The organism is Streptomyces sp. JH14 (assembly GCF_029428675.1).
In the GTDB taxonomy this organism is placed as follows: Bacteria; Actinomycetota; Actinomycetes; order Streptomycetales; family Streptomycetaceae; genus Streptomyces.
This window is the reverse complement of record NZ_JAJNEL010000001.1, coordinates 2,853,920-2,878,390: the sequence shown is the minus strand read 5'-3', so window position 1 is coordinate 2,878,390 and position 24,471 is coordinate 2,853,920. Positions and strand designations below refer to the sequence as shown.

Below are 24,471 nucleotides of genomic sequence, written 5' to 3'. Positions count from 1 at the left end.
CGGATCGCTCCTTCAACAGGCCCACTCCTGCTCGTGCGAACACGGCCGCTATCAGCACTCGGGTGGGCAGCGCTCCGCAGCAGATGTAAATGTTCTGCTGCAGTTGTACTGACAGCGAGCCTAGATTTTGCACAGCGATCGGTTTGACTGCGAGTGCACATGGATTAGCCCAGGAGCGATGGGGTTTGGGTGTAGACCTTCTGAGGGTGTCCCATTGGGGCGATTTGTGGTGATTTGGGTGTGGCTGGTCGTGTCGGCTTCTACCGTCGCCGGGTCGAGCCCCTTCGGCGGCGTCGAGGTCGCCGAGGCGGGAGAGGATCATCCCGGATTCGTGGGCCCAGCGGCCGGGGGAGTAGTGGGCGGCCCAGGAATCGCTGCCTGCGGTAGCGGGTCTGCCGATGGCGGTCTCGGACATGGCGAGGTGCTTGGTCGCCATGTGGCGGTCGTCGTCCTGGGACGCGGCGTTTGCGAGGGTGGCTTCGTAGTAGGCGACGGCTCGCGGGTTGTCCAGGTGGCGGCCGTACTCCACGCAGGCTTCGCCGAGCTGAACGGCCTCGGCTCGGTACCCCAGGTCGACGCACTGGACAGCGAGCCCCCGCAAGGCGGCCGCGGACAGCTCCGCGTCGCCGGCCTCGGCGGCCAGGCGGAAGGAGTGGGCGTAGTACCCTGCGCGAGCCCGCGGAGTTCGGGGGTGTCGCCTTCGTCCTGGGCCATCCAGCCGGCGAGGTGGACCAGCTGGGAGGTCGCGGCGAACAGCTCGCGCCCGGTGGCTTCGGTGAAGCGTCCTTCCAGCCAGGGACCGACGTCCTGGGTCAGGTAGCGGACTGCCAGATGGCGAGCGTGGCCGCCACCGAGTTCGGACGCCGAGTCGCCGAGGGCCTTCACCATGCGGCGCACGGCTGCCACCTCGCCCCTGGCGGCCGGAGTCGCGCCCCGCGTCGTGATGGAGATCCTCGGACACAGCCAGATCAGCATCACCATGGGCGTCTACGCCCACGTCGTCCAGGACACGCAGCGCGAAGCCATGAGCCACATGGACCGGCTACTCAGGAAGAGGCGCCCTGGTCGCGCGTGACCATCCGCGTTGATGTCAAAGGCCCACCACCTCCGAAAATCCGGAAGTGGTGGGCCTTTGACCTGTGGGCCCCCGGCAGAATTCGAACCTGCGACACCCGCTTTAGGAGTTCGACCAACTGGACGGCTCGCCTGCTTGCCGAGCTGACGGCAAGGCGCAGTACGTGCTCCGGGAGGCGGTCAAGTCCGCTTCAGTGTGTCGACGTTGCCGTCAGAGATTGCCGTCACGGCAGCTGCGTAGCCCCGTGGCTTGATCAAAGTTGATGAGTTCGGGAGTCACTCACGGCCCCGGCGGACGGCATGTGGGAAATCTTTCACGGCACTCCCGCCCTACACCGACATCACCACTGAAGCGCCGACTTGTGTGCCCGTAGCGGAGCGCGCTCAGGTTGGCCGGTCGTAGCGTTCCGATAGGGCGCCGGGTCGCAAGATCTGCCCCCAAGTCAAATCTTTACCCAAAGGGACGCGGCCGTGTCTGTGGACACCATAACGCCACCAAAGCGATCATCACGCCTTGCAGGCGAAAAGCTTGATCACGCGGTTGAGCGAATCATGTGCGAAACCGATTCACATCTCCCTCCCGGATCTTTTCCTTTTAGCTGCGATCCCATGAGCATATCTGGATCTCGCAAAGGGATGGATGCACGGAGCGAGTCTGGCCTTTCAGCAAGGACGGAATATGTCCAAAATCCATCTGATTTTCGGTCGACGTCGACACAGGCACCGGCCCCGGCGCCACGCAGTCAGTCGCATCATCGGGGCCACGGCAGCTGGCATGGTGGCGATGCTCATCGCCGGTACCTCCCATGGCGCGGAAAAGCCGACGCCCGACCAGTGGCCGATGTTCGGTCAGAATCTGAACAACACCGCAAACGGGAAGACCAGCGCTATCGGGACCCGCAACGTCTCGCGTCTCGCGCCGAAGTGGACGTTCACGACCGGCGGCGACGTTTCCGCACGAGCCGCCGTGGTCAAAGACGTCGTCTACTTCCCCGACTGGTCGGGACACCTCTATGCGGTGAAGGCCAAGAACGGCACGGCCCTATGGTCGAAGAATGTCCTGAAGGACTACCTTCCGGACGCATTCTCCAGCCCGCCGTCGAAAGTGGTCTCGCGCACTACCCCCTACATCGACACAGCAAGCAATACGCTCTACACCGGTACGCAGGCCGGAGCGTACATGCTGGCCATCAACGCCACCACCGGCAAACTGAAGTGGAAGACCAAGCTGGATTCTCACCCGCAAGCGGTCGACACTCAGTCGCCGGTGGTCTACAAGGGTGTGCTCTACGTCGGCGTCTCGTCGATCGAGGAGCTTGCGGCTGCGGATCCGAACTATAAGTGCTGCACGTTCCGGGGGAGTGTGCTCGCGCTCAACGCGACCACCGGAAAGAAGCTTTGGAAAACCCACACAACGCCCACCGGATACAGCGGAGCGGCCGTCTGGGGCAGCACGATCGTCCCGGACCCGGAGCGAGGGGTTGTGTATGCCACCACGGGAAACAACTACTCGGAGCCAACGGATCCGGCTTACCTTGCGTGCATCGCGGCCGGCGGCACGCAAGAGTCCTGCCAGTCTCCGCACAACCATTTCAACTCTGTCCTTGCCTTGAGGGTGAAGGACGGATCGGTGTCCTGGTCGCAGCGGTTGGGAAGTACGGACGACTGGAATACAGCGTGCTTTATCGGCGGTGTGAACTGCCCGGCGAGCCCCGGTCCCGACTTCGACTTCGGCCACGGGGTCAACAGGTTCACCATCCAGACGCACAAGGGGCCGAAGACTCTCATCGGTGCCGGTCAGAAGAGTGGTATCTACTCCGTATTCGACCCGGCCAACGGTGGAAAATTGGTCTGGGCCACCAAGGTCGGTCCGGGTTCGGAGCTCGGCGGCATGCAGTGGGGAGCCGCCACCGACGGCAAGCGCATCTATGTCGGAATCGGCAACCTGAACAGAGAGCCCTACACGCTCCAGCCGTCCGGCCAGCAGACGAACGTCGGCTCGTGGAGCGCACTGGACCCAGCCACCGGGCGTATTCTCTGGCAGACCGCCGACCCCAGTGGCGCAATGGCTCTGGGTCCGTTGACCGTCGCCAACGGTGTCGTGTACGCACCGTCGACGGCCGGCGGCTCCAGCAAGAACATGTTTGCGCTCGACGCCGCCACCGGCACCCCCCTGTGGAGCTTCGCCTCGGGTGGAACGGTGATCGCTGGCGCCACTGTCGTTGACAAGACCGTGTACTGGGGTTCCGGGTACAGCGCTATTCCCGTCCCCGGATTCACCCCGAACAACAAGTTCTACGCCTTCACCGTCTCCGGACGGTAGGGCACCGGCATCCGCTGTTCGCGGACGCCTTCGGCTGGGCAGCGGGGATCACTCGGCGCCGTGTGATCACGTGAGACCGTAAGTCCTCGCTGCCCGACAGCTCGTACCCGCCCCTCCCGACCCCATGAATCAACCGGGCAGGCGACGGCTGGTGATGGAGCGTGAGATAGGCGAACGTGCCTTATCCAATCGTCTGACCAGGGTCGCGGTGGCGGCGCGGGCCACACGTCCGGGCCGCCGCCGAGTCCCACGATCAGTAGCGGGTCGTCAAGGGCGATGGTGCCCGGGTCGAGACCTGCCCGGCGCATGAACCCGTTCACGACGAGGTCGGTGCAGCGGCTTTGGGCGGGCCATGGGGGCGAGAGTTCGGGGCCCGAACGTTGGTCGCGAATCGGACAGTCTCTGGACCTGCCCGCAATAGCTCGATGTGGGCCCCAATCTTCGAGGCTCGCCCCATGGTGGCTGCGTAAGGCCGCGGAGCCGACCGCCCCAGCCACAGTGGGCTACCGTCTCGCGCATCCGGCGTTGCTCGCTCAGCCGCGCGGCCGGCGTAGCCGGGCCCGGAGCGGTGGCGGAGACAGAGAGCGTCGGGCCCGGCGGCGAGCCAGGGCCGCGCGCGGCGAGCGGAGCGAGCCGCCTTGTTGAACGTAGGGAAAGTCTGTCGATCCATGACCCGGCTGTCCGGGTCCCGCGTCGAATGCCGGCGGTCTCGGGGCTGTAGTGCGTGACGGACGGCCTGCCCCGTGGTTTCGCTGTGTGCCGGCACTTTTCGACCTCGACAACACGCTGATCGACCGGCGTGCGGGCCTTGAGGATTGGGTCCCCGCCTTGTGCGCGTTCGGTGCCTGCCCCGGGAGGCGGTGCCCATCATGTGCGATCGGCTCCGCGAGCTGGCTTACCCGAGCTCGGGCGCGTCAAGGACGCCGTAGCCGTAGTCCATCGGCCGAAAGGTGTCGCGATGCCGAAGGATTCGGGTGTCAGTCAACCCGTATCGCGTAGCGGTCGCCTGCTTGCCACCTGTGGATCGTTGCCGTCAAAACGCCCCGGACCATCCCGGCCCGGGGCGTTTCCCCTGGTCACGCTTGTGCCCCCGGCAGGATTCGAACCTGCGACACCCGCTTTAGGAGCGTGGTGGGGCGGGTTGGGGTTTGACCTGCGGGATATCGACTTCGGCGTCTGCTGGCTGTGGCCCTCGCCAGTAGCCGCAGTTCCCCGTGAGTCCCCGCTCCTTCTGGCACGTCTGTGGCACGGACCAGCCCTCTCGATACGAACTCGCCGGCGACCGCCCTCGAGCGCTGATATGAGCGGGCATGAGCGGTCGGGCCGGGTTGCTGCGCGTGATCGCCCGTCATGACTGCACCATCACCGGTCCCGCATGACCACCCTGCTGTCGACCAGCCGGTCGTGCAGGCCCTGCTTCTTCGGGCTGAGGTTAGTCACCGTCACGTGGGCGATCATGAATACCGGGACCGCGTGCAGCGCGAGGTTGCTCAGGTGGCGTAGCAGTGCGGCGCCGTAGGAGAGCCGTCCGCCGTCGACGTCCCGCACGACCTCCATGCCGAGGAGCCGCTTGCCCACCGTGCCGCCCCACCGCGGACGCTTCGGCCGCCTCAGTCCCTGACGGGTTCCTCGCGGGGCTGGTCGTCGGGCTCCAGAATGTACAGGTCCCAGGCGTCGGGGTCGCCGACGAGCACGTACAGCTTCGGGTGCTCGGGGGTCCCGAACACCTCCCAGGGGCCCAGGCTCCCATCGCAGGCGTCGACGGAGACCCCCACATTCTGGGACCACGACCCGTCGCCCGGGTGGTGGACCCAGGTGCCGGCACCGGTGCAGGGCTGCCCCGCGTCGTGACGGTCATCGTCGAAGCCGAAGGTCTTGACCCTGTCGGCCGTGACCTTGCCGTCCGCCGTGAAGGTGATCCTGCCGCCGTTGCCGTCGGACCACGTCCCGGCGAGCCGTTCCGCGGTCAGCCGCGGAGGCTCGTACCCGATCCCGGCGTACAGGGCGACACCGGCGAGCGCACCGATGACGACGACGCCGAGCGTCCCGTACAGCGCCACCCAGCCGAACATCGCGATACCGGACACCCGCGGGCGGTCCGGCAGCACCAGCCTGCGGACGACCAGCGCCGGGACGCCGAGCGCCGCAGCGCCCATGAACCACCCAATGAGGCCCGACGAGACGTTCTCCGGGAACCCGGCGGGCACCATCGACGCCGAGACGAGCCCCGGCAGGGTGCCGCCAGCGGCCGCCAGGAGCGGGATCCACCACCAGACGTCACGCCCCGAGACCGTGCGGCCGAGCCATCCGGCGACGGCCGCGAGCGGCATCACCACGGCGACCGACAGCAGGACGGCGCCGACCGCCCCGGCCGCCACTCCGATCAATCCCATGACGAACAGGAAGAAGATGTTGAACAGGTTGTAGCCGAGGGCCGGGACCTCCTGGGTCTCCATCCACACGTAGAACACGATCGACCCGATCACGGCCTCGAAGAACAGCACCGAGACCGACGCCGTGAACGCCGAGCCGAACCGGTCTCTCACCCGCACCCGCACCCGCGTCTGCGCCCGGGCCGGAACCTGTACCTGCCACGGGGCCCCTGCCTGCACCTGATCCCGCATTTTTGAACGCATTCGAATCCCCTCCGCCGCGCATCATCCTCCATACAGGGCGGAGCCGCACCCCTGGGGTCGCCTAGTACTCCAGCAGGAGCAGACACGGAGCCTGCTGGACCTGTGGCGCGAGCGGCAGGACAAGGAGCGTGCCGAATGGGAGACGAACACCAAAGCCTGGAAGAACACGGGCCTGGTGTTCACCTGGGAGGACGGAACGGCCTACCCCCGGAGTACCTGTCGCAGGTGTTCATGCGCCTGATGAAGAAGCTCGACCTGCCGCCGGTGCGCCTGCACGACCTGCGGCACTGCGCGGCGACGCTGTCTCTGGCCGCCGGCCTGCACATGAAGTCCATCCAGGTGCTGCTCGGGCACTCCTCCTTCTTGCTGACCGGCGACACCTACACCTCGGTGCTACCGCAGTTCGAGGAAGCCCAAGCCGAGGCGCCGCTTGCTCTCGTTCCGCGCAAGTCGCCGGCGCAACGGGTCCTCGCCCCGGAGCCGGAAGAGAAGGCCGACGTTCCCCAGGAGGACGCTGCATAACGGCGCGTTCCCCATTCGTGCCCCTTGAAGCCCAAAAGGCCCCTCGGAGCTCAGCTCCGAGGGGCCTTTCTGGTGTTCCGTGCCTGGTCAGGCATGGTGCCCCCGGCAGGATTCGAACCTGCGACACCCGCTTTAGGAGAGCGGTGCTCTATCCCCTGAGCTACGAAGGCGCTGCTGCTGGCAGCAGTCCAGGACAGGGTAGCGGATGAGGTGTGGGGGTGCGGGAGGCAGGCGGGCGGCGTAGCGGCAGGTCGGCTCTCGAGGGCCCGCGCTCGGGCTGGGTGGGGCTCGGAGCGTCCTCGGCCGGAGTGGGAAGCGAGGGCGGGGGAGGGGGCGTTGATGTGATGCAGGTCACTGCAACGGTGGTGGTCGAGGGGACAAGACAGGACGTGAACTACTCGATGCATGCCCGCATCCGCGCGGGGGAGCCGGAAGCCTTCCGGGAGCTGTTCCGCGATTACGCCCAGCTCGTCTACCGGTACGCGGTGCGCAGCACCGGGAATTGGGGTGCGGCCGAGGATGTCGTGTCGCTGACCTTTCTGGAGGCGTGGCGGCTGAGGGAGAGGCTGCGGGACGAAGGCGACAGTCCGCGGCCCTGGCTGATGGGCATCGCTGTCAATGTGCTGCGCAATACGAGGAGGGCGGCCCGGCGTCATGACCGGGCGCTGGCTCGGATGCCGGTGCGTGATGTGGTGCCCGACTTCGCCGACGAGCTGGTCGGACGGATGGCGGACTCCGATGAACTGGCGGCGGCTAAGACCGCGTTGGGGCAGTTGCGGCGCTCCGAGCGTGAGGGGTTCGCGCTGTGCGTGTGGTCCGGGCTCGGGTATGCGGAGGCCGCGGAGGCGCTGGGAGTGCCTGTCGGGACGGTGCGGTCGCGGCTTTCGCGCGCCAGGACCCGGCTGCGTGGGCTCACCGAGGGGGAGCTGCGTCGCATGCGAAGAAAATCGGAACCGCGTGCGAGGAGCGGACAAGTGCAGAGTGACCGTGTTGCTGCGGTCCGGTCGATCGAGAAGAGGACCCGATGAAGTGCACCCCTTGGCCGCGACGCGATGAGCCGCTCGATCACGCGGAGTCGGCGCGGCTTCTGCCCGCGCCCGGCGATCCGGAGCTGTCTCCCGGCCGTCTGACCAGGCTTGAGGAGCATCTGATGAGTGAGATCCAGCAGCACGTCGAGCGCCGTGCGGGGCGGCACGAAGGTGAGTCCGAAGGTGAGTCCGAAGGCGAGGGGGGAGGTGAGCGCGGTGGGGTGGAGCGGGACGGCGGTCGCACGCGTCGCTGATTTCGGTGTGCGCGCCGACCTGGGGTGCGGTGCCGGCAGGACAAGACCGGAACGGCCCCGTGGCCGTGCCTTGACGGTGCGAGGAGGCGGGCCTAGCGTCACGAATGTACTGAGCGAACGCTTAGAAAGGTCGATCGTGTCGCACTCCGACCCGACCCACTCCGACGCGAACCACTCCCGCCCGACACGGACCGGCCCGGTCCCCGGGGCCGTTGTGTCGGCCGCCGACGCCGCGTCCGCCGCCGCCCGTGTCGATGCCGCGCTGACCGGCCCCGGAGCCCCGTTCGCGGTCGTGCGGGTGCATGACGGCCCGCAGGCGGGGTTGCTCGTGTATGCGGACGGGCCCAGGACCCTGCGCGAATTCGTGGAGACCACCTGGGCCTTCGGGGACCAGCCGTTCCTGATCGCCGCCGAGCGGAGCTACTCGTATGCGGAGTTCTTCGCTGCCGCCTCCGCGCTGGCCTGCCGGCTCAGTGAGGTGTACGGGCTCCGCCCCGGCGACCGGGCCGTCGTCGCGATGCGCAACCACCCCGAGTGGCAGATCGCGTTCTGGGCGGCACAGCTGGCCGGTCTGGTCGCCGTTCCGCTCAACGCCTGGTGGACGGCGGACGAGTTCGCGTACGCGCTCGACGACGGCGAACCGCGGGTGCTGCTGGTGGACGGGGAGCGACTGCCGCGCGTCTCTGCCTGGGCGGAGAAGACCGAGGCACGTATGGTCGTCTTCCACCACCGGGACGGCGAGGTTCCGCCGGGTGCCGAGCGATACGAGGACCTGCCCGCGCCCGACCCGCTTGCCGCGCCTCCCGCGGTCGAGATCCGCCCCGAGGACGACGCGACGATCATCTACACCTCGGGCACCACCGGCCGCCCCAAGGGTGCTGTTGCCACTCACCTCGCCCAGGTGGGCGCCGCACTCAACCCGCGCTTCTACGCCTCCGCCTCCGCGCTCCGCCGAGGGATCATTCCGGGACAGGGGCCCGCCCCCGTCGCCTTGATGAGCTTTCCGTTCTTCCATGTCGCCGCGTTCACCAGTTTCTACGCGGCGATGGCAGCGGGCGGCGCGCTCGTGCTCATGCGGAAGTGGGACGAGAAGGAGGCGCTGCGGCTGATCCGCGAGCATGGCGTCACGCACTTCGCCGGCGTCCCGGCCACCGCCCTCCAGCTGCTCGCCGCCGCCGAGCGGGCGGGCGACGAGCTCGAGAGCCTCCAGATGCTGAACACCGGCGGGGCCGCAGCCCCGCCCGACCTGGTGGCGCAGCTGACCGCCCGCTACGGCGAGCGGATCGAGCCGCGCAACGGCTACGGCCTGACCGAGACCAGCGGCGGCGTCCTGGCGAACTTCGGCGACGAGTACCGGCTCCATCCAGACAGTGTCGGCCGGCCGACACCCGCCACCGAGGTGCGGATCGCCGGTCCGGCGGGTGAGGAGTTGCCCGAGGGCGAGGTCGGCGAGCTGTGGCTGCGCGGCCAGTCCCTGGTCCGCGGCTACTGGAACGATGACGCGGCGACGTCCGAGGCGTTCACGGACGGATGGTTCCGCACCGGTGATCTTGCGCTGGTGCGGGACGGACGGGTCAGCGTCGTGGACCGGCTCAAGGACATGGTGATCCGCGGCGGTGAGAACGTGTACTGCGTGGAGGTGGAGGCGGTGCTCCACGATCACCCGGATGTCGAGGATGCGGCGGTGCTGGGTGTGGCGCACCCGGTCCTCGGCGAGGAGGTCGCCGCGGTCGTCCGGCTGCGAAGCGGAGCCACCGTCACGGCTGACGAGTTGCGGGCGCACGTCGGGCGGACCCTGGCCGCGTTCAAGGTCCCGGCCCATGTCCTCGTGCGGGACGAACCGCTGCCGCGGAATCCGACCGGGAAGATCCTCAAGCGCGAGCTGCGCGGGCCGGTCGACGACGAGGTGCGGAGAAGGGAAGGGGAGGGGCGGCGCCCCGGGTGAGGGGGCCCGGGGAGGGGGAGCGGGAGGGCGCTGGGGCGCGGATCAGGAGCGGGTTATGCGGACCCGGTAGTTGCCCTTGGAGTCCTTGCTCACGACGGATATGCGTATCCCCTTGGCCCGGTCCGTGAACGTCTCGCCGGGCTTGTACGGAGCGTCGGAGAGCTCGGCGTGCACATTGGGGGCCCGCGTGCAGCCGCCGCTGTTCTTGGTGCTGTCCTCGACGGTGATCGGTCCCTCGCCGGTGTCCACGTCCGCGCTCACCTTGTAGATCAGTACGCCGGGCTTGCAGACGGCCTGGTCGTTGCCCGCCTGGGTCCGTACCTCCGCCGCGTAGCCCGACTCCTCGGACAGGGGCACGAAGGCCAGCTTCAGGCCGCCCCGGGTGGCCAGCGGGTGAAGTATGTGATCGGTGGTGCCCGGCCTGGAGGCGCAGCTGACCCGCTTGTTGTCGAGCCAGCCGAGCTTCCACTTGTGCCAGCCCAGCAGATCGTTGCCGGCCCCCCAGTCCTCGGACATGATGTCCCAGTGCCCGACGGCGCCGCCGCCGTCGGGGGTGTACAGGTCGGGCAGGCCGAAGACGTGGCCGTTCTCGTGCGGCAGGACGCGGTAGCCGGTCTTTGCGTACGACCCCGAGCCGTCGTCCTGGCGGCTGTAAACGAAGGACGTGTTGGCGAGCGGGGCGCCGTCCGCGAGCGGGGCGTCGTCGTTGCCGGAGAAGGTCACGGACAGGACGGTGTCCAGCGCGGAGGGGCCGGCATTCGGCGTGACGAGGACATTGACCAGGTCGTATGCGCTGAAGTCCACTTTGTCGTCGGCGACGGCCACGATGTCCTGGACCAGATGGCGGTAGCCCGGCTCGTACGATGCGCCGCGATCTATCCCGTACGCCGAGAACGGCAGCGGCATGCGCAGCCAGCTCCTCACGGGGGTTGAGGGCTCGTAGGTGAGCCGTCCGTACGAACTGGTGCGGAACCAGGTCGTGGTCTGCGGGAAGAACTCGTGGAACCGGTCCATGGCCGGCTCCGTCCCCGGTGCGTCCGGGAAGTCGATCATCAGGTTGAGTGCCTTCACCTTGCCCGTGGACCGGGAGTAGCCGTTGGGCGTCGGCATGCCCTCCGACATCTGCACGCCCATCGTCGTGGCCATCCGGCACGGGCCGCGCCCAGCCACCTCCGTGCTGGCTACCGGGCCTGAGGAGGCGTGGTGGGAAAGGGAGAGCGTCCCACTGGCGGAAGCCGTGGCGGCTATGACCAGGGTGGTTGCACCGGCGAGTGCGAGGGTGCGGCGGCGGTCGCGTATCCGGTGGCGGGGCTGCTGCATAGAGGCGCCTTCGCGGTCCGCGGCAGTCGGCCGACCCTGACTGCGCTCCTGTGGATCACCCTGTGGCGGGTGGTGCCGTGCCGCGCGTTGGGTGCGCCGATCGGTGGATTCCTCGTTCGCCGCATGTGACGCAGGTCACATATGAGGCGGGAAATAACCGGGGACCTCTTCCCCGTTTGAACCCGTGTCCCCGCGAAACGGGGAGGCGTTCCCCGGTTGTACGGACCGAGGTCGTCGAAAGCGCAGCAGAAACAGCAAAGCCGGAAGGGAAGGACTGCCGTCGTGGAGACCGTCGCTCGCATCGCCGCCGACATCGACCGTGTCGCCGGTACCGATGACGGCACCGGAACGGCGCCGCGCCGCACGCCCCGCCCGCGGGCCGATGCGCTGCGCAACCGGGAGCGGATCGTGACGGCGGCTCGAGAGATGTTCGTCGAGTTCGGGCCGGACGTGCCGCTCGACGAGGTGGCCCGCCGTGCAGGCGTCGGCAACGCCACGCTCTACCGCAACTTCCCCGACCGGGCTGCGCTGACCCATGAGGTCGTCCTCTCGGTCACCTCCCGCATCACCGAACGCGCGGACGAGGCGGCGGCCGAGGAGGCCGACCCCTTCGTCGCGCTCAGCCGCTTCGTCCATGCGGCGGCCGACGAACGCATCGGGGCGCTCTGCCCGATGCTGTCCGGCGGCTTCGACACGTGTCATCCCGAACTGCACGCCGAGCGTCGCCGCCTCGAAGAGGCCGTCGAAGGGCTCGTGGCGCGTGCCATGTCCGCGGGGCGCCTGCGCACCGACATCGCCGTCGGTGACGTACTGGTCGGCCTCTCCCAGCTCACCCGGCCGCTGCCCGGCACTGCTTGCCTGGACATCGACCGGTTCACCCACCGTCATCTTCAGCTGTTCCTGGACGGCCTCGAGGCTCCGGCCCGGTCCGAACTGCCGGGTGCGGCGGCAACTTTGGAGGATCTGCGGCGCCGGCCATGACACCTGTACCGGGCTGCTGAGACAGGCGCCCAGCTGCGTGTCCGACGCGCCCTCACCACCCCCGTCTCACGACTGACCTGACGTCCGTTCCCGTCCCGGGACTCCCTCTCCTCAACTTCACCGTTCACCGGCCGCGCCTGTCGCGGTCACGGTTCACGACTCTTCGCGTCCACGCGCGTCCTTAGGTGGCTTTTCCATGTCAAAAACGGCCGATATCCGACTTCCTGATCCCAGTCGCTGGAAAGCGCTGGCCTTCATCGCACTCGCGCAGTTGATGGTCGTGCTCGATGCCACGATCGTGAACATCGCGCTGCCGCACGCCCAGACGGCCCTCGGCATCACCGACGCCAACAAGCAGTGGGTCATCACGGCCTACGCCCTCGCCTTCGGCGGGCTGCTGCTCTTCGGCGGCCGGATCGCCGACCTCTGGGGCCGTAAGCGCACCTTCGTCGTCGGCCTGATCGGCTTCGCGCTGGCCTCCGCGCTCGGTGGCGCGGCCCAGAACCAGGGCATGCTCTTCGGCTCGCGCGCGCTCCAGGGTGTCTTCGGTGCCCTGCTCGCCCCCGCAGCGCTCTCGCTGCTCGCCGTGATGTTCACCGATGCCAAGGAGCGCGCCAAGGCGTTCGGCATCTACGGTGCGATCGCCGGTGGCGGTGGCGCCGTCGGTCTGATCCTCGGCGGTTTCCTCACCCAGACGCTGAACTGGCGCTGGACGTTCTTCGTCAACATCCCGTTCGCCGTCGTCGCGGCCGCGGGCGCGTACTTCGTGATCCGCGAGCCGGCCGGCAGCCGTAACCGCTCGTCGCTCGACATCCCGGGCGTGGTGCTCTCCGCGCTGGGTCTGGTCTCGCTGGTCTACGGATTCACCCGCGCCGAGTCCAGCGGCTGGTCGGACCCGCTGACCATCGGCACGTTCGTCGCGGCCGGTGTGCTGCTCCTGTCGTTCGTCCTGACCGAGGCCAGGGTCAAGTCGCCGCTGCTGCCGCTGCGCGTGGTGATGGACCGCAACCGCGGTGGCGTCTACCTCTCGCTGGGGCTGGCCATCATCGCGATGTTCGGGCTGTTCCTCTTCCTGACGTACTACCTGCAGGTCGTGAGGGGGTACTCGCCGATCCGGACGGGGTTCGCCTTCCTCCCGATGATCGCGGGCATGATCACCGGTTCGACGCAGATCGGTGCCCGGCTGATGACGCGGGTCCCGGCCCGCAAGCTGATGGGCCCGGGCTTCCTGACCGCGGCCGTGGGCATGCTGCTGCTGCTGACGCAGCTGGAGATCGGTTCCTCCTACCCGGCACTGATCCTGCCGGCGCAGCTCCTGCTGGGTCTGGGCATGGGTACGGCGTTCATGCCGGCCATGTCGCTGGCCACGCACGGTGTGGAGCCGCGCGACTCGGGTGTCGCGTCCGCGATGGTCAACACCTCGCAGCAGGTGGGCGGCGCGATCGGTACGGCGCTGCTGAACACGATCGCCGCCTCGGCCGCCACGGCGTACGCCACCTCGCACGCCGCGCTGGCCGCCACGGACCCGGAGCTGCTGAAGCTCCAGTCGATGGTGCACGGCTTCACCGGAGCCATCTGGTGGGCCGTCGGCATCCTGGTGGTGGCGGCTGCGATCGCGGTGACGTTCATCAACGCCGGACGTCCGTCGGCGACCGAGGTGAAGCCGGGCTCCGGTTCGGCGGATGCCGACGGGGTCGAGGACGAGTTCAAGGTTCCGGTCGTCGCGCACTGACGCGGGGCGCGCGGCGTGATGCCGCACGTGGAGTCACGCGAGTGACGTGAAGACGGGTCTGCCCCGGTTCCGCTCGGCGGAGCCGGGGCAGAGCCGTGCCAGGGGCACGGTGTGTCGGTCGGAGACCCTTCAGCGCAACCAGGGGAGGTCCGCGTCCGTGCCGTCCGGCTCCAGACCCGAGGCGATGATCTGCATGATCTCGCCGAATGAGCGCACCTGCTCCGGTGTCAGCCGGTCGAACATCGCCTGGCGCACGGCACGGACATGGCCCGGCGCGGAGCGGCGGAGCATCTCGTACCCCTCGTCGGTGAGGACCGCGTTCTGCCCGCGCTTGTCGGACGGGCAGTCCTCGCGTCGCACCCAGCCGCTCCGCTCCAGCCGGGCGACGGCGTGCGAGAGCCGGGAGCGGGTGATCTTGACGTCCTTCGCCAGCTCGGTCATCCGCATCTGGCGCCGGGGTGCCTGGGCGAGCTGGACGAGCAGTCCGTAGTAGATGTGCGGCATGCCGGCGTCGCGCTGCAACTGGCGGTCGAGATGGTCCTCCAGGAGCGTGGTGGCGTGGAGGTACGCACGCCAGACACTCTGTTCTTCGTCGGAGAGCCAGCGGGTCCCGCCGGTGGATGCCGTGGTCATGTACTCCACTCTACGACCTTTTCTTGAAAGTTGAACTAGATAGCGCTAAGGTCTCTGTAGCTGGGAACTTGAAGCTTCAAGAAACTTCACATGCGTCAGAAGGCCCCGGCAGAAGACGTGCCTTGAGCAGTAGTGGATGGGGAGTGTCATGACTGTCACCGCGGAGCGCATGCCCGCCCTCTATCTCTCCCACGGCGCACCGCCGCTGGCCGACGACCCGGTCTGGCCCGGCCAGCTGGCCGCGTGGTCCGCCGAGTTGCCCCGGCCCACGGCCGTCCTCATGGTCTCCGCCCACTGGGAGGAGGCCCCGCTCGCGCTCGGCGCGACCGAGACCGTTCCGCTCGTCTACGACTTCTGGGGCTTTCCCGAGCACTACTACCAGGTGCGGTACGCGGCCCCGGGTGCTCCCCGCCTGGCGGAGAGCGTACGAAAGCTGCTGCGCAGCGCCGGTACGCCGGTCCAGGACATCCCGGACCGCGGGCTCGACCACGGGGCGTACGTCCCGCTGGCGGAGATGTTCCCGGGTGCGGACATCCCGGTACTCCAGATCTCCATGCCGACGCTGGACCCGCAGAAGCTGATGGACATCGGGCGCAAGCTCGCACCACTGCGAGACGAGGGCGTGCTGATCATCGGCAGCGGTTTCTTCACCCACAACCTTGCCGCGCTGCGGCACACGGGCGGCGGCAACCCCGGCTGGTCGGTGGAGTTCGACGACTGGGGGCACCGGGCGCTGCAGGCACAGGACATCGACGCGCTGCTCGACTTCGAGCGCAAGTCCCCGGCCGGCCGCCTGGCCCACCCGCGCACCGAACACTTCGCGCCGCTCTTCGTGACGCTGGGCGCCGCGGAGGACGAGCTCGACCAGGGGCGCAGTGTCATCGACGGGTTCTGGATGGGCCTCGCGAAGCGGTCGGTGCAGTTCGGCTGAGCGCCGCAGGCGGCCGGGCCGGGAGAGGCGGGCCGTGCTGGTCACAGAGCCGGGGGGTTCAGTTCGATCGAGCGGAGCGCGGCGGCGAGAGCCGTCGCGTCACCGACGTCCAGCGCGGTGTCGGTGAACTTGATCGTGTGATCGTCGCCGTGCGCCGCTGCCCGCGCAAAGATCTCGTCCGCGGACGGCGCCGACGGCGCCGCGGTCCGGGGGGCGGCTTCGGCCGGGCTGTACGCGGCGGTGACCGCGGCGCTCGCCGCCCAGGCGGCTGCCAGGCTCGGTGCCCATAGGGCGCGGGGGAGAGCGGGCAGCGTACGCAGCACGGCATTGGGGGCCGTCGCGGCGTGCACCAGCATGATCGGCCCGCCGTGGCCGTGGGTGGCGTAGCGATGGGTCGCGGCCCGGACCAGTTCCGTCAGCCGGACGTGCGCCGCGTCCGGGTCGTCCGCGAACCGCTCCGGCCACACCGGGAACGCGGTGAGCTGGGCCAGCCGGTCGCGGATGCCGCCGCGCTGATCGGCGACCGGCTGTACGGCGTCCAGGGCGGCTGCGGCGGTCGGCGCGGGCGCGAGCGAGGTCAGCGCGGGCAACGGCTGGTGGCGGGCGGCCCAGTAGCCGAGGCCGTGTGCGAGCTCGGTGATCCGGGGCGCACTCGCGTCGCCGCCGAGCAGGGTGCGCACCGCATGGCCGACCCGGATCACGGGGTGGGTGGCGCCGGCTGCGATGCCCGGCAGGAGGAGCGGCCACCATGCGGTGAGGACGTCCTGCCAGGGGCGCTCGGCCGTCTCCCGCTCGAAGTACGCCGTCCAGTCGGCGATCCTGCGCGGGTCGCCGAGGGCCGTGCGCCAGTTCTCCGTGGTCACCCGGGTCGCGGGGGCCGGCATGTCCTCCAGCTTGTGGCTGTAGTGGTCGAGCCAGCGGTGGACGGCCGGTGCCTGGCCGTGTCGTACGAGTGCTTCGACGGCCATCGGGCCGTGGTTGCTGAGCCAGCCGTTCCGTTCGGGGCCGGCGGTGTGGAGCCGCTCCAGCGCCTCGTCGAGTGTGCCGGTGGGGTCGACGGGCGAGGCGCCCGGTGCGCCTGCCCGGTCTTCCGCGCCCGGCGTGTCCGAGGCGCTCGTCGCGCCTGCGATGCCTGTCGTGTCGGTGTTCCCTGTCGCGTCGGTCATGCTCGAACACGCTAGGCGCGGGGCCCGGCACCCGTAACGGGCTGTGGACCCAGCCCGGGGTCCCGCCGGACCTAGGCCTCCGGTCCCAGTCGCTTCTCGTACCAGGCCACGTCCCAGTACGTGCCGAACTTCCGGCCCACCTCGGAGTACGTACCGACGTGGCGGAAACCGAAGCGCTCGTGCAGCCGGACCGAGGCGTCATTGGGCTGGGTGATGCCCGCATACGCGCGGTGCAGATCCTCATCGGTGAGGGCCTCGAAGAGCGACTTGTACAGGAGCGTGCCGATGCCGCGTCCGGTGGCCGACGGGGCGCAGTACACGCTCACCTCCACCGACGTCCCGTACGCCGCCTTCGGGCGGAAGGCGCTGCTGGTGGCGTAGCCCAGGACCGATGCGGGGCCGACTATGCGGACATCCTGAGCAACCAGAAGGCGGTGCGGACCGTCTTCAGGATGGGAGACCAGCCACGGCAGCCGCTGTTCGGGTGTAAAGGGTGCGGTGTCGAATGTGAGCGCGGTCTCACGGACGTAGTGGTTGTAGATGTCCGTGAGGGCTACCAGATCACCCTCCTTGCCGGGCCTGACCTGCACCTCTGTGTGAATCTCCGACATCCGTGCTCCCTTCGCGGCCGGACAGGATACTGCATGATCGCGAAATGAATGCGAGGCATGGGAATTCTGTCCGGATTCCAGTCGTTGTTTCCATCGGATGCAGGGCACCCGAGAGGGTGTCGCGACCTACTCAGCAAGGGAGCACGCATGGCAACCCGTGCCGTCGCCCGTCGTTCGTCCGACTCCGGTGGGACCAGCAGGGCAAGCAGCGTTCGCGCCATGGGCGGAGACATCGCCGATCGCGACCTGGTTGGCATGTACCTGGACGAGATTGCGCGTACGCCGCTGCTCGACGCCGCCAAGGAGGTCGAGCTGTCCCAGACCGTAGAGGCGGGCGTCTTCGCCCGGCAGGTCCTTGACGGGGTGGTGGAGAGCAAAGCCGGCGGGGCGACGCGTGAGGAGCTGGAGGTGCTGGTCGCCGAGGGCGAGCGCGCCAAAGACGTATTCATCCGTTCCAATCTTCGACTCGTCGTTGCTGTCGCCCGCCGCTATCCGCGGGCCGGGCTGCCCCTGCTCGACCTGATCCAGGAGGGGAACGCAGGCCTGGTGCGCGCGGTCGAGAAGTTCGACTACGCCAAGGGATTCAAGTTCTCCACGTATGCGACGTGGTGGATCCGTCAGGCCATCACCCGTTCGATCGCCGACCAGTCGCGCACGATCCGGCTCCCCGTCCATCTGGTGGAGGAGCTCGGTCGGATCCGCCGTGTCCAGCGCGAGTTCAACCGTGAGCACGGGCGAGAGCCGGAGCACGCGGAGATAGCGGCCGAGCTCGACTCGACGGCCACGCGTGTCGGCGACGTCCTGGACTGGGCCCGTGACCCGGTCAGCCTCAACATGTCGGTGGACGACGAGGGCGAGACCCAGTTCGGGGATCTGCTGGAGGACACCTCCGCGGTGTCGCCCGAGCAGTCCGTGATGACGCTGCTGCGCAGCGAGGAGCTGGAGGACCTGATCGGCAAGCTCGACAACCGCACCGCGTCGATCATCCGCATGCGATACGGCATCGAGGACGGCCGCGAGCGGACTCTGACCGAGGTCGGCAAGCAGCACGGTCTGACGCGCGAGCGGATCAGGCAGATCGAGAAGCACGCGCTGCTCGAACTCAAGCGAATGGCCCACGACACGGGTTTTGACGCTGCGGCGTGACCCCGAGTCCAGTAGCCTCCGATATAGGCCGCTTCGAGCGGACCCCATGAGCTGAGTCCCGGCGCCCACCCCCCCTGGCGCCGGGGCTCATTCCTTTCCGGCGCCGGGTTCGGAGAGCGTCGCCGCACGCGTCAGCCGGGCGCCCAGGTCGCTCAGGAACTCCACCAGCTGCGGCGGCTCGTGCGCGGTGAACTCGCAGTCGAGCAGCGCCAGGCGGAGCGCCACCCACTCCAGCGAGTCCGTCAGGACCGCACGCAGCCGGCAGCTGTGCTCGCCGGTGGGCTCCAGCGGGCCGAACGCCGCGGGCAGCCGCGCGGAGACGAAATCCGCCGGAGCCGCGAAACTCACCTCCACCGCCAGCTCCGGCGTCCGGCGCTGGATGGAACTGCTCAGGAACGCCGCGGCGTCCCCCGTCGGCAGCTCGCGTGGTGTGAAACGGGCCCCCGTGGCGAACGGCTCGCTCACCCGGTCGACGCGGAACGTACGCCACGCCTCGCGCCCCAGGTCGTACGCGACGAGATACCACCGCCACCCCGTGCTCACCAGCCGGTACCCCTCGACCTGCCGCCTCGTCTCGGCGCCGTCCCCCGCCCGGTACGCGAAACGCAGCCGTTCCCGCCCGGTGACCGCCGCCGCGATCACCGTCAGCGTGTGCGGATCGATGGTCGAACCGTCGCCCCGGGTCAGCGGCATGGTCGCGTTCTGCAGGGTCGAGACCCGGTGCCGCAGCCGGGACGGCAGCACCTGCTCCAGCTTCGCCAGGGCCCTTACGGACGCCTCGTCGACTCCTTCGATGGCGTGTCCGGCTCCCGCGCGCAGCCCCACCGCGATGGCCACTGCCTCCTCGTCGTCGAGCAGCAGCGGCGGCATGGCGGCGCCCGCGACCAGGCGGTAGCCGCCCACCGAGCCGCGCGACGCCTCGACCGGATAGCCGAGGTCGCGGAGCCGGTCGATGTCGCGGCGGATGGTGCGCGGGCTGACGTCGAGCCGCTCGGCGAGCTCACTGCCCGGCCACTCGCGGGGCGTCTGGAGGAGCGACAGCAGATTCAGCAGCCGTGCCGGGGTGTCGGTCATAAATCCAGGATGCGCGCCCATTGGGTCATGACCTGACCTAATGGGCCTTTAAGTTCTTCCTATGACTTCCTCCGCATCCGTGCCGTCCACGGCGGCCGATCCCACGGTGTCCCCGGGCCCGTCGGACCGGCGCCGTTGGTTCGCGCTCGCCATCGTGATGACCGCGGCCTTCATGGACCTGGTCGACGTCACGATCGTCAACATCGCCATACCGAGCATCCAGCGCGACACCGGTGCCTCGTTCAGCTCGATCCAGTGGATCACCGCCGGGTACGCGCTGGCCTTCGCCGCCGGTCTGATCACAGGCGGCCGGCTCGGCGACATCTACGGCCGCAAGCGGCTCTTCCTCATCGGCATCGGCGGCTTCACGTTGGCCTCCGCGCTCTGCGGCTTCGCCGCGAACCCTGAGATGCTGGTCGCGTCCCGCATCCTGCAGGGCGGCACCGCGGCGCTGATGGTCCCGCAGGTGCTGTCGATCGTGCACGCCACGTTCCCGGCGCACGAGCGCGGCAAGGTCTTCGGCCTCTTCGGCGCGATCGTCGGCCTCGGAGCGGTCTCGGGACCGCTGCTGGGCGCGCTGCTCACCGAGTGGAACCTCGCGGGCCTGGAGTGGCGGCCGATCTTCCTGATCAACCTGCCGGTCGGTATCGCGGGACTGGTCCTGGGCCGGAAGTTCATCACGGAGTCCAAGGCCCCGAAGGCGCTCCGACTCGACCTGATCGGTGTCGCGCTGGTGACGCTGGGGCTGCTGATGCTCCTCTACCCGCTGACCCGCGGGCGCGAGCTGGGCTGGCCGGTGTGGGGCTACCTGTCGATGATCGGCAGCGTCCTGGTGTTCGCGGCCCTGGTGCTGTTCGAGCGGGAGAAGGCGCGCAAGGACGGCTCGCCGCTCGTCGAGCTCTCGCTGTTCCGGGTCAAGAGCTTCGCGGCGGGCATCGCCGTCCAGCTGACCTTCGGGATCGGCCTCGGCATCTTCTTCCTGGTCTGGACGCTGTACATGCAGATCGGCCTCGGCTGGAGCGCGCTGCGGGCAGGTACGACCGGTATCCCGTTCTCGATCGCCGTCTCGTTCGCGGCCGGGATCTCCGTACAGAAGCTGGTGCCCCGGTTCGGCCGCAAGGTCCTGCAGGCGGGCGCGCTGCTGATGGTCGCCGGGCTGCTGCTCTACATCTGGGAGTCCGACCGGTACGGCATGTCGATCACGTCCTGGCAGATGGCGCTGCCGCTGGTCGTCATGGGGCTCGGGATGGGGCTGATCGTGGCCCCGCTGACCGACGCGGTCCTGTCCGAGGTGCCGAAGGAGCACTCCGGATCGGCGTCCGGGCTGATCAACACCGTGCAGCAGATGGGTAACGCGCTGGGGCTCGGCCTGGTCTCGGTCGTCTTCTTCGGGTCGATCAGCGACCGGCTGGCGCCGCAGGCGGTGGGCCCGGCGTTCGCCGAGGCGTTCCAGCACTCGCTGTGGTGGGTGGCCGGGGTGCTCGCGCTGATCTTCCTGGTGATGTTCGCGCTGCCGGCGCGACCGCGGCAGCACGTGGAGGGCGGCGAGGACGAGGACGTCCAGGACACCGTCACCGCGGCGGGCGAGGTGGCCAAGGAGACCGCGCTGACGCACTGACCCTGCTCGGCCGGCCGGTCGCGCACCGACGTACGCGAAAGTGCCCGCACCCTTCGGGGTGCGGGCACTTTCGCGTACGTCGGGCTCGGCTGCCGGTCAGCAGATGCGCGTACGGTTCTCCATCGCCTCGCGCGCCGCCTGCTCGTCCCCGTACACCTCGCACATGTGGCGGCCGTCCGGCGTCGCGGTGTGCTCGACCTCCCACAGGCTCGTCTCGCTGCCGTCGAGAAGCAGGAACGCGTGTTCGTAGAGCGTGAACCCGGCATCCCGCCCGTCGACCCGGCACTGCCGGCCGAAGATCTGGGTGATGTGGTGGGCGAAAGCGCTCCGCAGCAGGCGCGCGGTCTCGTCGCCCGGCGCGTCGCCGTTCTCCGCGCGACGCAGTACCCGGCGGGCGTGGTCCGCGGAGTCGTCCGGCGCGTACATGCGGGGCAGCGGGGCCGGAGGCGCGGCCATCAGGACCGTGAGGGTCTCCAGATCCGCCTGCGCGCCTTCCTCACCGAACACCGGCATGTCGTGGAGACTGCCGGCCAGCCGGGCGGCGGCGACATGGGCGTCGGTCTCGTCGTCGTACAGCTCATGGTGCTGGAGGGTGGGCCGCTTCCGGAACCTGGGATCCGCCGCGCCCCCGTGGACCAGCTCCCACAGGGTCAGGGTTGAGCCGTCGGCCAGCAGAAACGTATGCCGGTAGGTCTCGCGGTGCAGTACGGAGCTGTGGTGCGAGGAGTGCAGGGAGCTGCTGTGCGCCAGTGCCGTGCCGAGCCGGTCGACCGTGCTGTCGGGCAGCTCGAAGGAGTTGAGTGCCCGTCGCAGGAGTCGCTCGAGGTGCTGCTCGGTTGTCTCGTACGGATCGCTCAAGATTCTGTCTCCAGGCCGTCGCCGCGTGTGACGTGATGCGTGCTAAACGTAGTCCCTGGGTCCGACATCGCGACCGGGGTTCTGGAAAACGTACGACGCGCGCCGATGGTTCCTGGCGTTTCGTCCGAACTTCCCTGTGGGGACGGCGAGTCGACGTCGCGCGGGTTTCGAGTCCGGTCCGGGCGGCCGGTCCCGACCGGTGTACTGGGGCGGGTGGGTCAGCGGGTCCCGTAGAGATCACCGTACGAGGGGTACGTGCCCGCTCCGGGCCGGCGGATGTCGACGCCCCGTGCCGCCCTTACGGCCTTCACGATGGCGCGGGTCAGGACGTCCGCGCCGGCCGCCAGGAGCTCGTTCAGCGCGGCCGGACCCTCCGGTGCCAGTGGCCGCTCGCCCGTGGCCAGTGCGAAGACCGTGTCTCCGTCGGTCAGCAGATGCACGGGACGCACCGCGCGCGCCAGCCCGTCGTGCGCCGTCCCCGCGAGCTTCTGGGCCTGCGCCCGGGTGAGCTCCGCGTCCGTCCCGACGACGGCGAGCGTGGTGTTGAACGAGGGGCCTGCGCTCGCGTCCCGCGCTTCGGCCAGCCGGCGTACGGCGGTTCCGTGAGCCTGCGCCGTGGGGTACACGGGCGGTTCGGCGGCGCCGTACTCCCCGAACAGCACCCCGGTCACCGGGTCGATCACCGAACCCGCCGCGTTCACCACGACCAGCACGCCGACCGTGATCCCGGACGGCAGCCGCATGCTTGCCGTGCCCACGCCGCCCTTGATTCCGCCGGCGACCGCTCCCGTACCGGCGCCGACTCCGCCCTCGTCGACGGGGGCCCCGGGCTCCGTGTCCGCCGCGGCCTCCACCGCGGCGCGGCCGGTCGAGGCATCCGGCCGGGCCCGCCAGTCGCCGCCCCGGCCCAGGTCGAAGATGCATGCGGCCGGGACCACCGGCACCACCTGCGACGGATCGGGGCCGACGCGCACGCCCCGGCCCTGCTCCTCGAGCCAGGCCATCACGCCCGACGCCGCGTCCAGTCCGTACGCGCTGCCGCCCGTCAGGACGACGGCGTCGACGCGCTGCACCAGATTGCGGGGGTCGAGCGCATCCGTCTCCCGGGTGCCCGGGCCGCCGCCCCGTACGTCGACGGCGGCGACCGCACCGCCCTCGGGGGCGAGGACGACGGTGGTGCCGCTCAGTGCGCCGTCGCCCGGCACCCGCGCATGACCGACCCGCAGCCCGGCGACATCCGTCAGGGCGTCCCGCCCGGCCGCGGGGAGGACGGTCGGCGGCTGCGCGTCCTGTGCCTGGCCCTGCCCGGTGTGCTGTCCGGCCATCGTGTGCTCCTCACGCGTGGGTCGGCGGAACGGAGGTGGAAGTCGGCCCGTCCGGCGCCGGGCGCCGCGACAGCGCCACTCCGGCCGCCACGGTCGCGGCCGCCACCAGGCCTGCCGCGAAGACCGCGTAGTCCCCGGCGAACGTACAGGCCAGGATGGCCACCGCGGCCAGGGGGAGGGGCAGTTGCTCCGCGAGGTCGCGCTTGAAGTGGCGGGCGTGCAGCAGCCATACCGTCAGCAGAAAGACTGCCGAGGGGACGGTCACAGCGGCCGAGGCGGCCGCCGTCGACACATGGGCCTTTCCGGTGGCCTCCTCCACCGCGACCTCGATGCCCGCCCCGATCGCGGCGGCCGAACCGAAGATCACGTAGTGGCCGTATCCCCAGATGAACGACTGCCTGCTACCGCGGAGATAGTCGTGGATCGGCACGGCGAAGTAGATCCACCAGCCGGCGAAGACGATCAGCAGTCCGCCCGCGGCGACCGGCAGCAGTTCACCCAGCGCGTCGTGCTCGTCGACCGACTCCTGGACGGCGACCGTTGCCGCGGCGATCGTCTCGCCGAGCACGATGATGGTGAACAGGCCGTACCGTTCGCCGATGTGATGCGGATGCCAGCTCGTCCCGCGGTCGCGCTCGGCGACGGCCGGAACCGACAGCTCGCACAGGGCGAGCACCACGTAGACCGCGGTACGGGTGTCGGTGGGCACGAACAGTATGCCGATCCAGCCCAGTTGGACCAGAGCGATCCCGGTGGCATACCGCTGCGCGACCCTGCGCTCCGCGCCCTCGGAATCGTGGGCCACCCGCAGCCACTGGCTGGTGAGCGCGAGCCGCATCACCACATAGCCGATGACACCGAGTGTCCAGTCCCCGTTGTCGAAGGCGCGCGGCACCCCGGCGGCGAAGATGAGCACACCGGTGATCTGGACGAATGTGACCAGGCGGTAGAGCGTGTCATCGGTGTCGTACGCGGAGGCGAACCAGGAGAAGTTCACCCAGGCCCACCAGATCCCGAAGAACACGGCCAGATAGCCGGCGATTCCGGTGCCGGGATGTCCCTCGGCGAGGGCGTGCACGAGACGACGCCCTGCCTGGGCGACGGCCACGACGAAGCACAGGTCGAAGAAGAGTTCCAGCGGGGTCGAGGTGCGGTGCTTCTCGGTACGGCTGCGGGCGGTCATCCGGGGCATGGCGCCCAGCACAGCAGACCACTGGGGTGGTCGGCGGCGGGACGCGCAGGCATACAGGGGCAGCGTCCTGGCTGAGGTCCTGCACCGAGGACCGTCACGCCC

At 69.3% G+C, this 24,471-nt stretch carries 19 protein-coding genes, 1 tRNA gene and 2 pseudogenes; 10 read left to right on the top strand and 12 right to left on the bottom strand.

The annotated features are described in order from the left end of the window. Positions 1–286: 286 nt before the first annotated feature. Positions 287–915: pseudogene (locus LRD69_RS12805) on the bottom strand (tetratricopeptide repeat protein); the annotation flags it as partial. 1 nt (position 916) lies between these two features. Here LRD69_RS12805 and LRD69_RS12800 point away from each other — a divergent pair. Both LRD69_RS12800 and LRD69_RS12795 read left to right on the top strand, forming a co-directional pair. Continuing rightward, positions 917–1,075: pseudogene (locus LRD69_RS12800) on the top strand (site-specific integrase); the annotation flags it as partial. Between the two features lie 774 nt (positions 1,076–1,849). After that, complete coding sequence (locus LRD69_RS12795; protein ID WP_277326695.1) at positions 1,850–3,397, top strand: PQQ-binding-like beta-propeller repeat protein; 1,548 nt, start codon at positions 1,850–1,852, stop codon at positions 3,395–3,397. Between the two features lie 1,362 nt (positions 3,398–4,759). Here the strand turns inward: LRD69_RS12795 and LRD69_RS12790 are convergent. Then, the gene (locus LRD69_RS12790) at positions 4,760–4,975 is read right to left on the bottom strand and encodes an RDD family protein (protein ID WP_277326694.1); all 216 of its coding nucleotides are present in this window, start codon (positions 4,973–4,975) and stop codon (positions 4,760–4,762) included. 32 nt (positions 4,976–5,007) lie between these two features. Continuing rightward, positions 5,008–5,943: a hypothetical protein gene (locus LRD69_RS12785; RefSeq protein ID WP_277326693.1), complete on the bottom strand. Its 936-nt coding sequence runs from the start codon at positions 5,941–5,943 to the stop codon at positions 5,008–5,010. Between the two features lie 225 nt (positions 5,944–6,168). On the opposite strand from LRD69_RS12785, the gene LRD69_RS12780 reads away from it, so the two are divergent. Then, on the top strand, positions 6,169–6,555 hold the full coding sequence (locus LRD69_RS12780) for a tyrosine-type recombinase/integrase (protein ID WP_277326692.1): 387 nt from the start codon (positions 6,169–6,171) through the stop codon (positions 6,553–6,555). A gap of 94 nt (positions 6,556–6,649) precedes the next feature. Here the strand turns inward: LRD69_RS12780 and LRD69_RS12775 are convergent. After that, positions 6,650–6,725, bottom strand: a tRNA-Arg gene (locus LRD69_RS12775). A gap of 231 nt (positions 6,726–6,956) precedes the next feature. Here LRD69_RS12775 and LRD69_RS12770 point away from each other — a divergent pair. Next, positions 6,957–7,583, top strand: coding sequence for an RNA polymerase sigma factor (locus LRD69_RS12770; protein ID WP_277329720.1), 627 nt, complete (start codon positions 6,957–6,959; stop codon positions 7,581–7,583). A gap of 468 nt (positions 7,584–8,051) precedes the next feature. After that, positions 8,052–9,782, top strand: a complete 1,731-nt coding sequence (locus tag LRD69_RS12765; protein ID WP_277329719.1) for a class I adenylate-forming enzyme family protein — start codon at positions 8,052–8,054, stop codon at positions 9,780–9,782. Between the two features lie 42 nt (positions 9,783–9,824). Here LRD69_RS12765 and LRD69_RS12760 read toward each other — a convergent pair whose 3' ends face one another. Then, the gene (locus tag LRD69_RS12760) at positions 9,825–11,102 is read right to left on the bottom strand and encodes a M6 family metalloprotease domain-containing protein (protein WP_277326691.1); all 1,278 of its coding nucleotides are present in this window, start codon (positions 11,100–11,102) and stop codon (positions 9,825–9,827) included. Between the two features lie 312 nt (positions 11,103–11,414). Between LRD69_RS12760 and LRD69_RS12755 the strand changes: the two genes are divergently transcribed. Beyond that, positions 11,415–12,083 carry a TetR/AcrR family transcriptional regulator gene (locus LRD69_RS12755; protein WP_277329718.1) on the top strand — a complete coding sequence of 223 codons (669 nt, stop codon included), beginning with the start codon at positions 11,415–11,417 and terminating at the stop codon, positions 12,081–12,083. A gap of 196 nt (positions 12,084–12,279) precedes the next feature. After that, entirely contained in the window at positions 12,280–13,815 is a 1,536-nt protein-coding gene (locus tag LRD69_RS12750) for an MFS transporter (RefSeq protein WP_277326690.1), read from the top strand. A 129-nt stretch (positions 13,816–13,944) separates the two neighbouring features. Here the strand turns inward: LRD69_RS12750 and LRD69_RS12745 are convergent, their stop codons facing one another. Further along, positions 13,945–14,457: a MarR family transcriptional regulator gene (locus LRD69_RS12745; RefSeq protein ID WP_277326689.1), complete on the bottom strand. Its 513-nt coding sequence runs from the start codon at positions 14,455–14,457 to the stop codon at positions 13,945–13,947. A 139-nt stretch (positions 14,458–14,596) separates the two neighbouring features. Here LRD69_RS12745 and LRD69_RS12740 point away from each other — a divergent pair, with 139 nt between their 5' ends. Continuing rightward, entirely contained in the window at positions 14,597–15,379 is a 783-nt protein-coding gene (locus tag LRD69_RS12740) for a class III extradiol ring-cleavage dioxygenase (protein ID WP_277326688.1), read from the top strand. Between the two features lie 41 nt (positions 15,380–15,420). Here the strand turns inward: LRD69_RS12740 and LRD69_RS12735 are convergent, their stop codons facing one another. Then, a complete protein-coding gene (locus LRD69_RS12735; protein ID WP_277326687.1) occupies positions 15,421–16,545 on the bottom strand; it encodes a questin oxidase family protein in 1,125 nt (374 codons plus the stop codon). A gap of 71 nt (positions 16,546–16,616) precedes the next feature. Then, positions 16,617–17,156: a GNAT family N-acetyltransferase gene (locus LRD69_RS12730; protein ID WP_277326686.1), complete on the bottom strand. Its 540-nt coding sequence runs from the start codon at positions 17,154–17,156 to the stop codon at positions 16,617–16,619. A gap of 147 nt (positions 17,157–17,303) precedes the next feature. Between LRD69_RS12730 and LRD69_RS12725 the strand changes: the two genes are divergently transcribed. After that, positions 17,304–18,302 carry a sigma-70 family RNA polymerase sigma factor gene (locus LRD69_RS12725; RefSeq protein ID WP_277326685.1) on the top strand — a complete coding sequence of 333 codons (999 nt, stop codon included), beginning with the start codon at positions 17,304–17,306 and terminating at the stop codon, positions 18,300–18,302. A gap of 87 nt (positions 18,303–18,389) precedes the next feature. On the opposite strand, the gene LRD69_RS12720 is transcribed toward LRD69_RS12725, so the two are convergent. Then, on the bottom strand, positions 18,390–19,376 hold the full coding sequence (locus LRD69_RS12720; protein ID WP_277326684.1) for a transcriptional regulator: 987 nt from the start codon (positions 19,374–19,376) through the stop codon (positions 18,390–18,392). Positions 19,377–19,437: 61 nt separating this feature from the next. On the opposite strand from LRD69_RS12720, the gene LRD69_RS12715 reads away from it, so the two are divergent. Next, the gene (locus tag LRD69_RS12715) at positions 19,438–20,994 is read left to right on the top strand and encodes an MFS transporter (RefSeq protein WP_277326683.1); all 1,557 of its coding nucleotides are present in this window, start codon (positions 19,438–19,440) and stop codon (positions 20,992–20,994) included. A gap of 96 nt (positions 20,995–21,090) precedes the next feature. Here the strand turns inward: LRD69_RS12715 and LRD69_RS12710 are convergent, their stop codons facing one another. From LRD69_RS12710 to LRD69_RS12700, 3 genes are all read right to left on the bottom strand, one after another. Then, complete coding sequence (locus LRD69_RS12710; RefSeq protein WP_277326682.1) at positions 21,091–21,852, bottom strand: DUF6227 family protein; 762 nt, start codon at positions 21,850–21,852, stop codon at positions 21,091–21,093. A gap of 218 nt (positions 21,853–22,070) precedes the next feature. Continuing rightward, positions 22,071–23,177 (bottom strand): P1 family peptidase, encoded by a 1,107-nt coding sequence (locus LRD69_RS12705; RefSeq protein ID WP_277326681.1) that lies wholly within the window; start codon positions 23,175–23,177, stop codon positions 22,071–22,073. 10 nt (positions 23,178–23,187) lie between these two features. Continuing rightward, positions 23,188–24,369 carry a low temperature requirement protein A gene (locus LRD69_RS12700; RefSeq protein ID WP_277326680.1) on the bottom strand — a complete coding sequence of 394 codons (1,182 nt, stop codon included), beginning with the start codon at positions 24,367–24,369 and terminating at the stop codon, positions 23,188–23,190. Between the last annotated feature and the right edge of the window lie 102 nt (positions 24,370–24,471).

Excerpts from the sequence above, each read along its gene's own strand:
- LRD69_RS12720 (WP_277326684.1), bottom strand. The coding sequence starts at position 19,376 with ATGACCGACACCCCGGCACGGCTGCTGAATCTGCTGTCGCTCCTCCAG.
- LRD69_RS12730 (WP_277326686.1), bottom strand. The coding sequence starts at position 17,156 with ATGTCGGAGATTCACACAGAGGTGCAGGTCAGGCCCGGCAAGGAGGGT.
- LRD69_RS12760 (WP_277326691.1), bottom strand. The coding sequence starts at position 11,102 with ATGCAGCAGCCCCGCCACCGGATACGCGACCGCCGCCGCACCCTCGCA.
- LRD69_RS12740 (WP_277326688.1), top strand. The coding sequence starts at position 14,597 with ATGACTGTCACCGCGGAGCGCATGCCCGCCCTCTATCTCTCCCACGGC.
- LRD69_RS12795 (WP_277326695.1), top strand. The coding sequence starts at position 1,850 with ATGGTGGCGATGCTCATCGCCGGTACCTCCCATGGCGCGGAAAAGCCG.
- LRD69_RS12715 (WP_277326683.1), top strand. The coding sequence starts at position 19,438 with ATGACTTCCTCCGCATCCGTGCCGTCCACGGCGGCCGATCCCACGGTG.
- LRD69_RS12750 (WP_277326690.1), top strand. The coding sequence starts at position 12,280 with ATGTCAAAAACGGCCGATATCCGACTTCCTGATCCCAGTCGCTGGAAA.
- LRD69_RS12725 (WP_277326685.1), top strand. The coding sequence starts at position 17,304 with ATGGCAACCCGTGCCGTCGCCCGTCGTTCGTCCGACTCCGGTGGGACC.
- LRD69_RS12780 (WP_277326692.1), top strand. The coding sequence starts at position 6,169 with ATGGGAGACGAACACCAAAGCCTGGAAGAACACGGGCCTGGTGTTCAC.
- LRD69_RS12700 (WP_277326680.1), bottom strand. The coding sequence starts at position 24,369 with ATGCCCCGGATGACCGCCCGCAGCCGTACCGAGAAGCACCGCACCTCG.
- LRD69_RS12705 (WP_277326681.1), bottom strand. The coding sequence starts at position 23,177 with ATGGCCGGACAGCACACCGGGCAGGGCCAGGCACAGGACGCGCAGCCG.
- LRD69_RS12770 (WP_277329720.1), top strand. The coding sequence starts at position 6,957 with ATGCATGCCCGCATCCGCGCGGGGGAGCCGGAAGCCTTCCGGGAGCTG.
- LRD69_RS12735 (WP_277326687.1), bottom strand. The coding sequence starts at position 16,545 with ATGACCGACGCGACAGGGAACACCGACACGACAGGCATCGCAGGCGCG.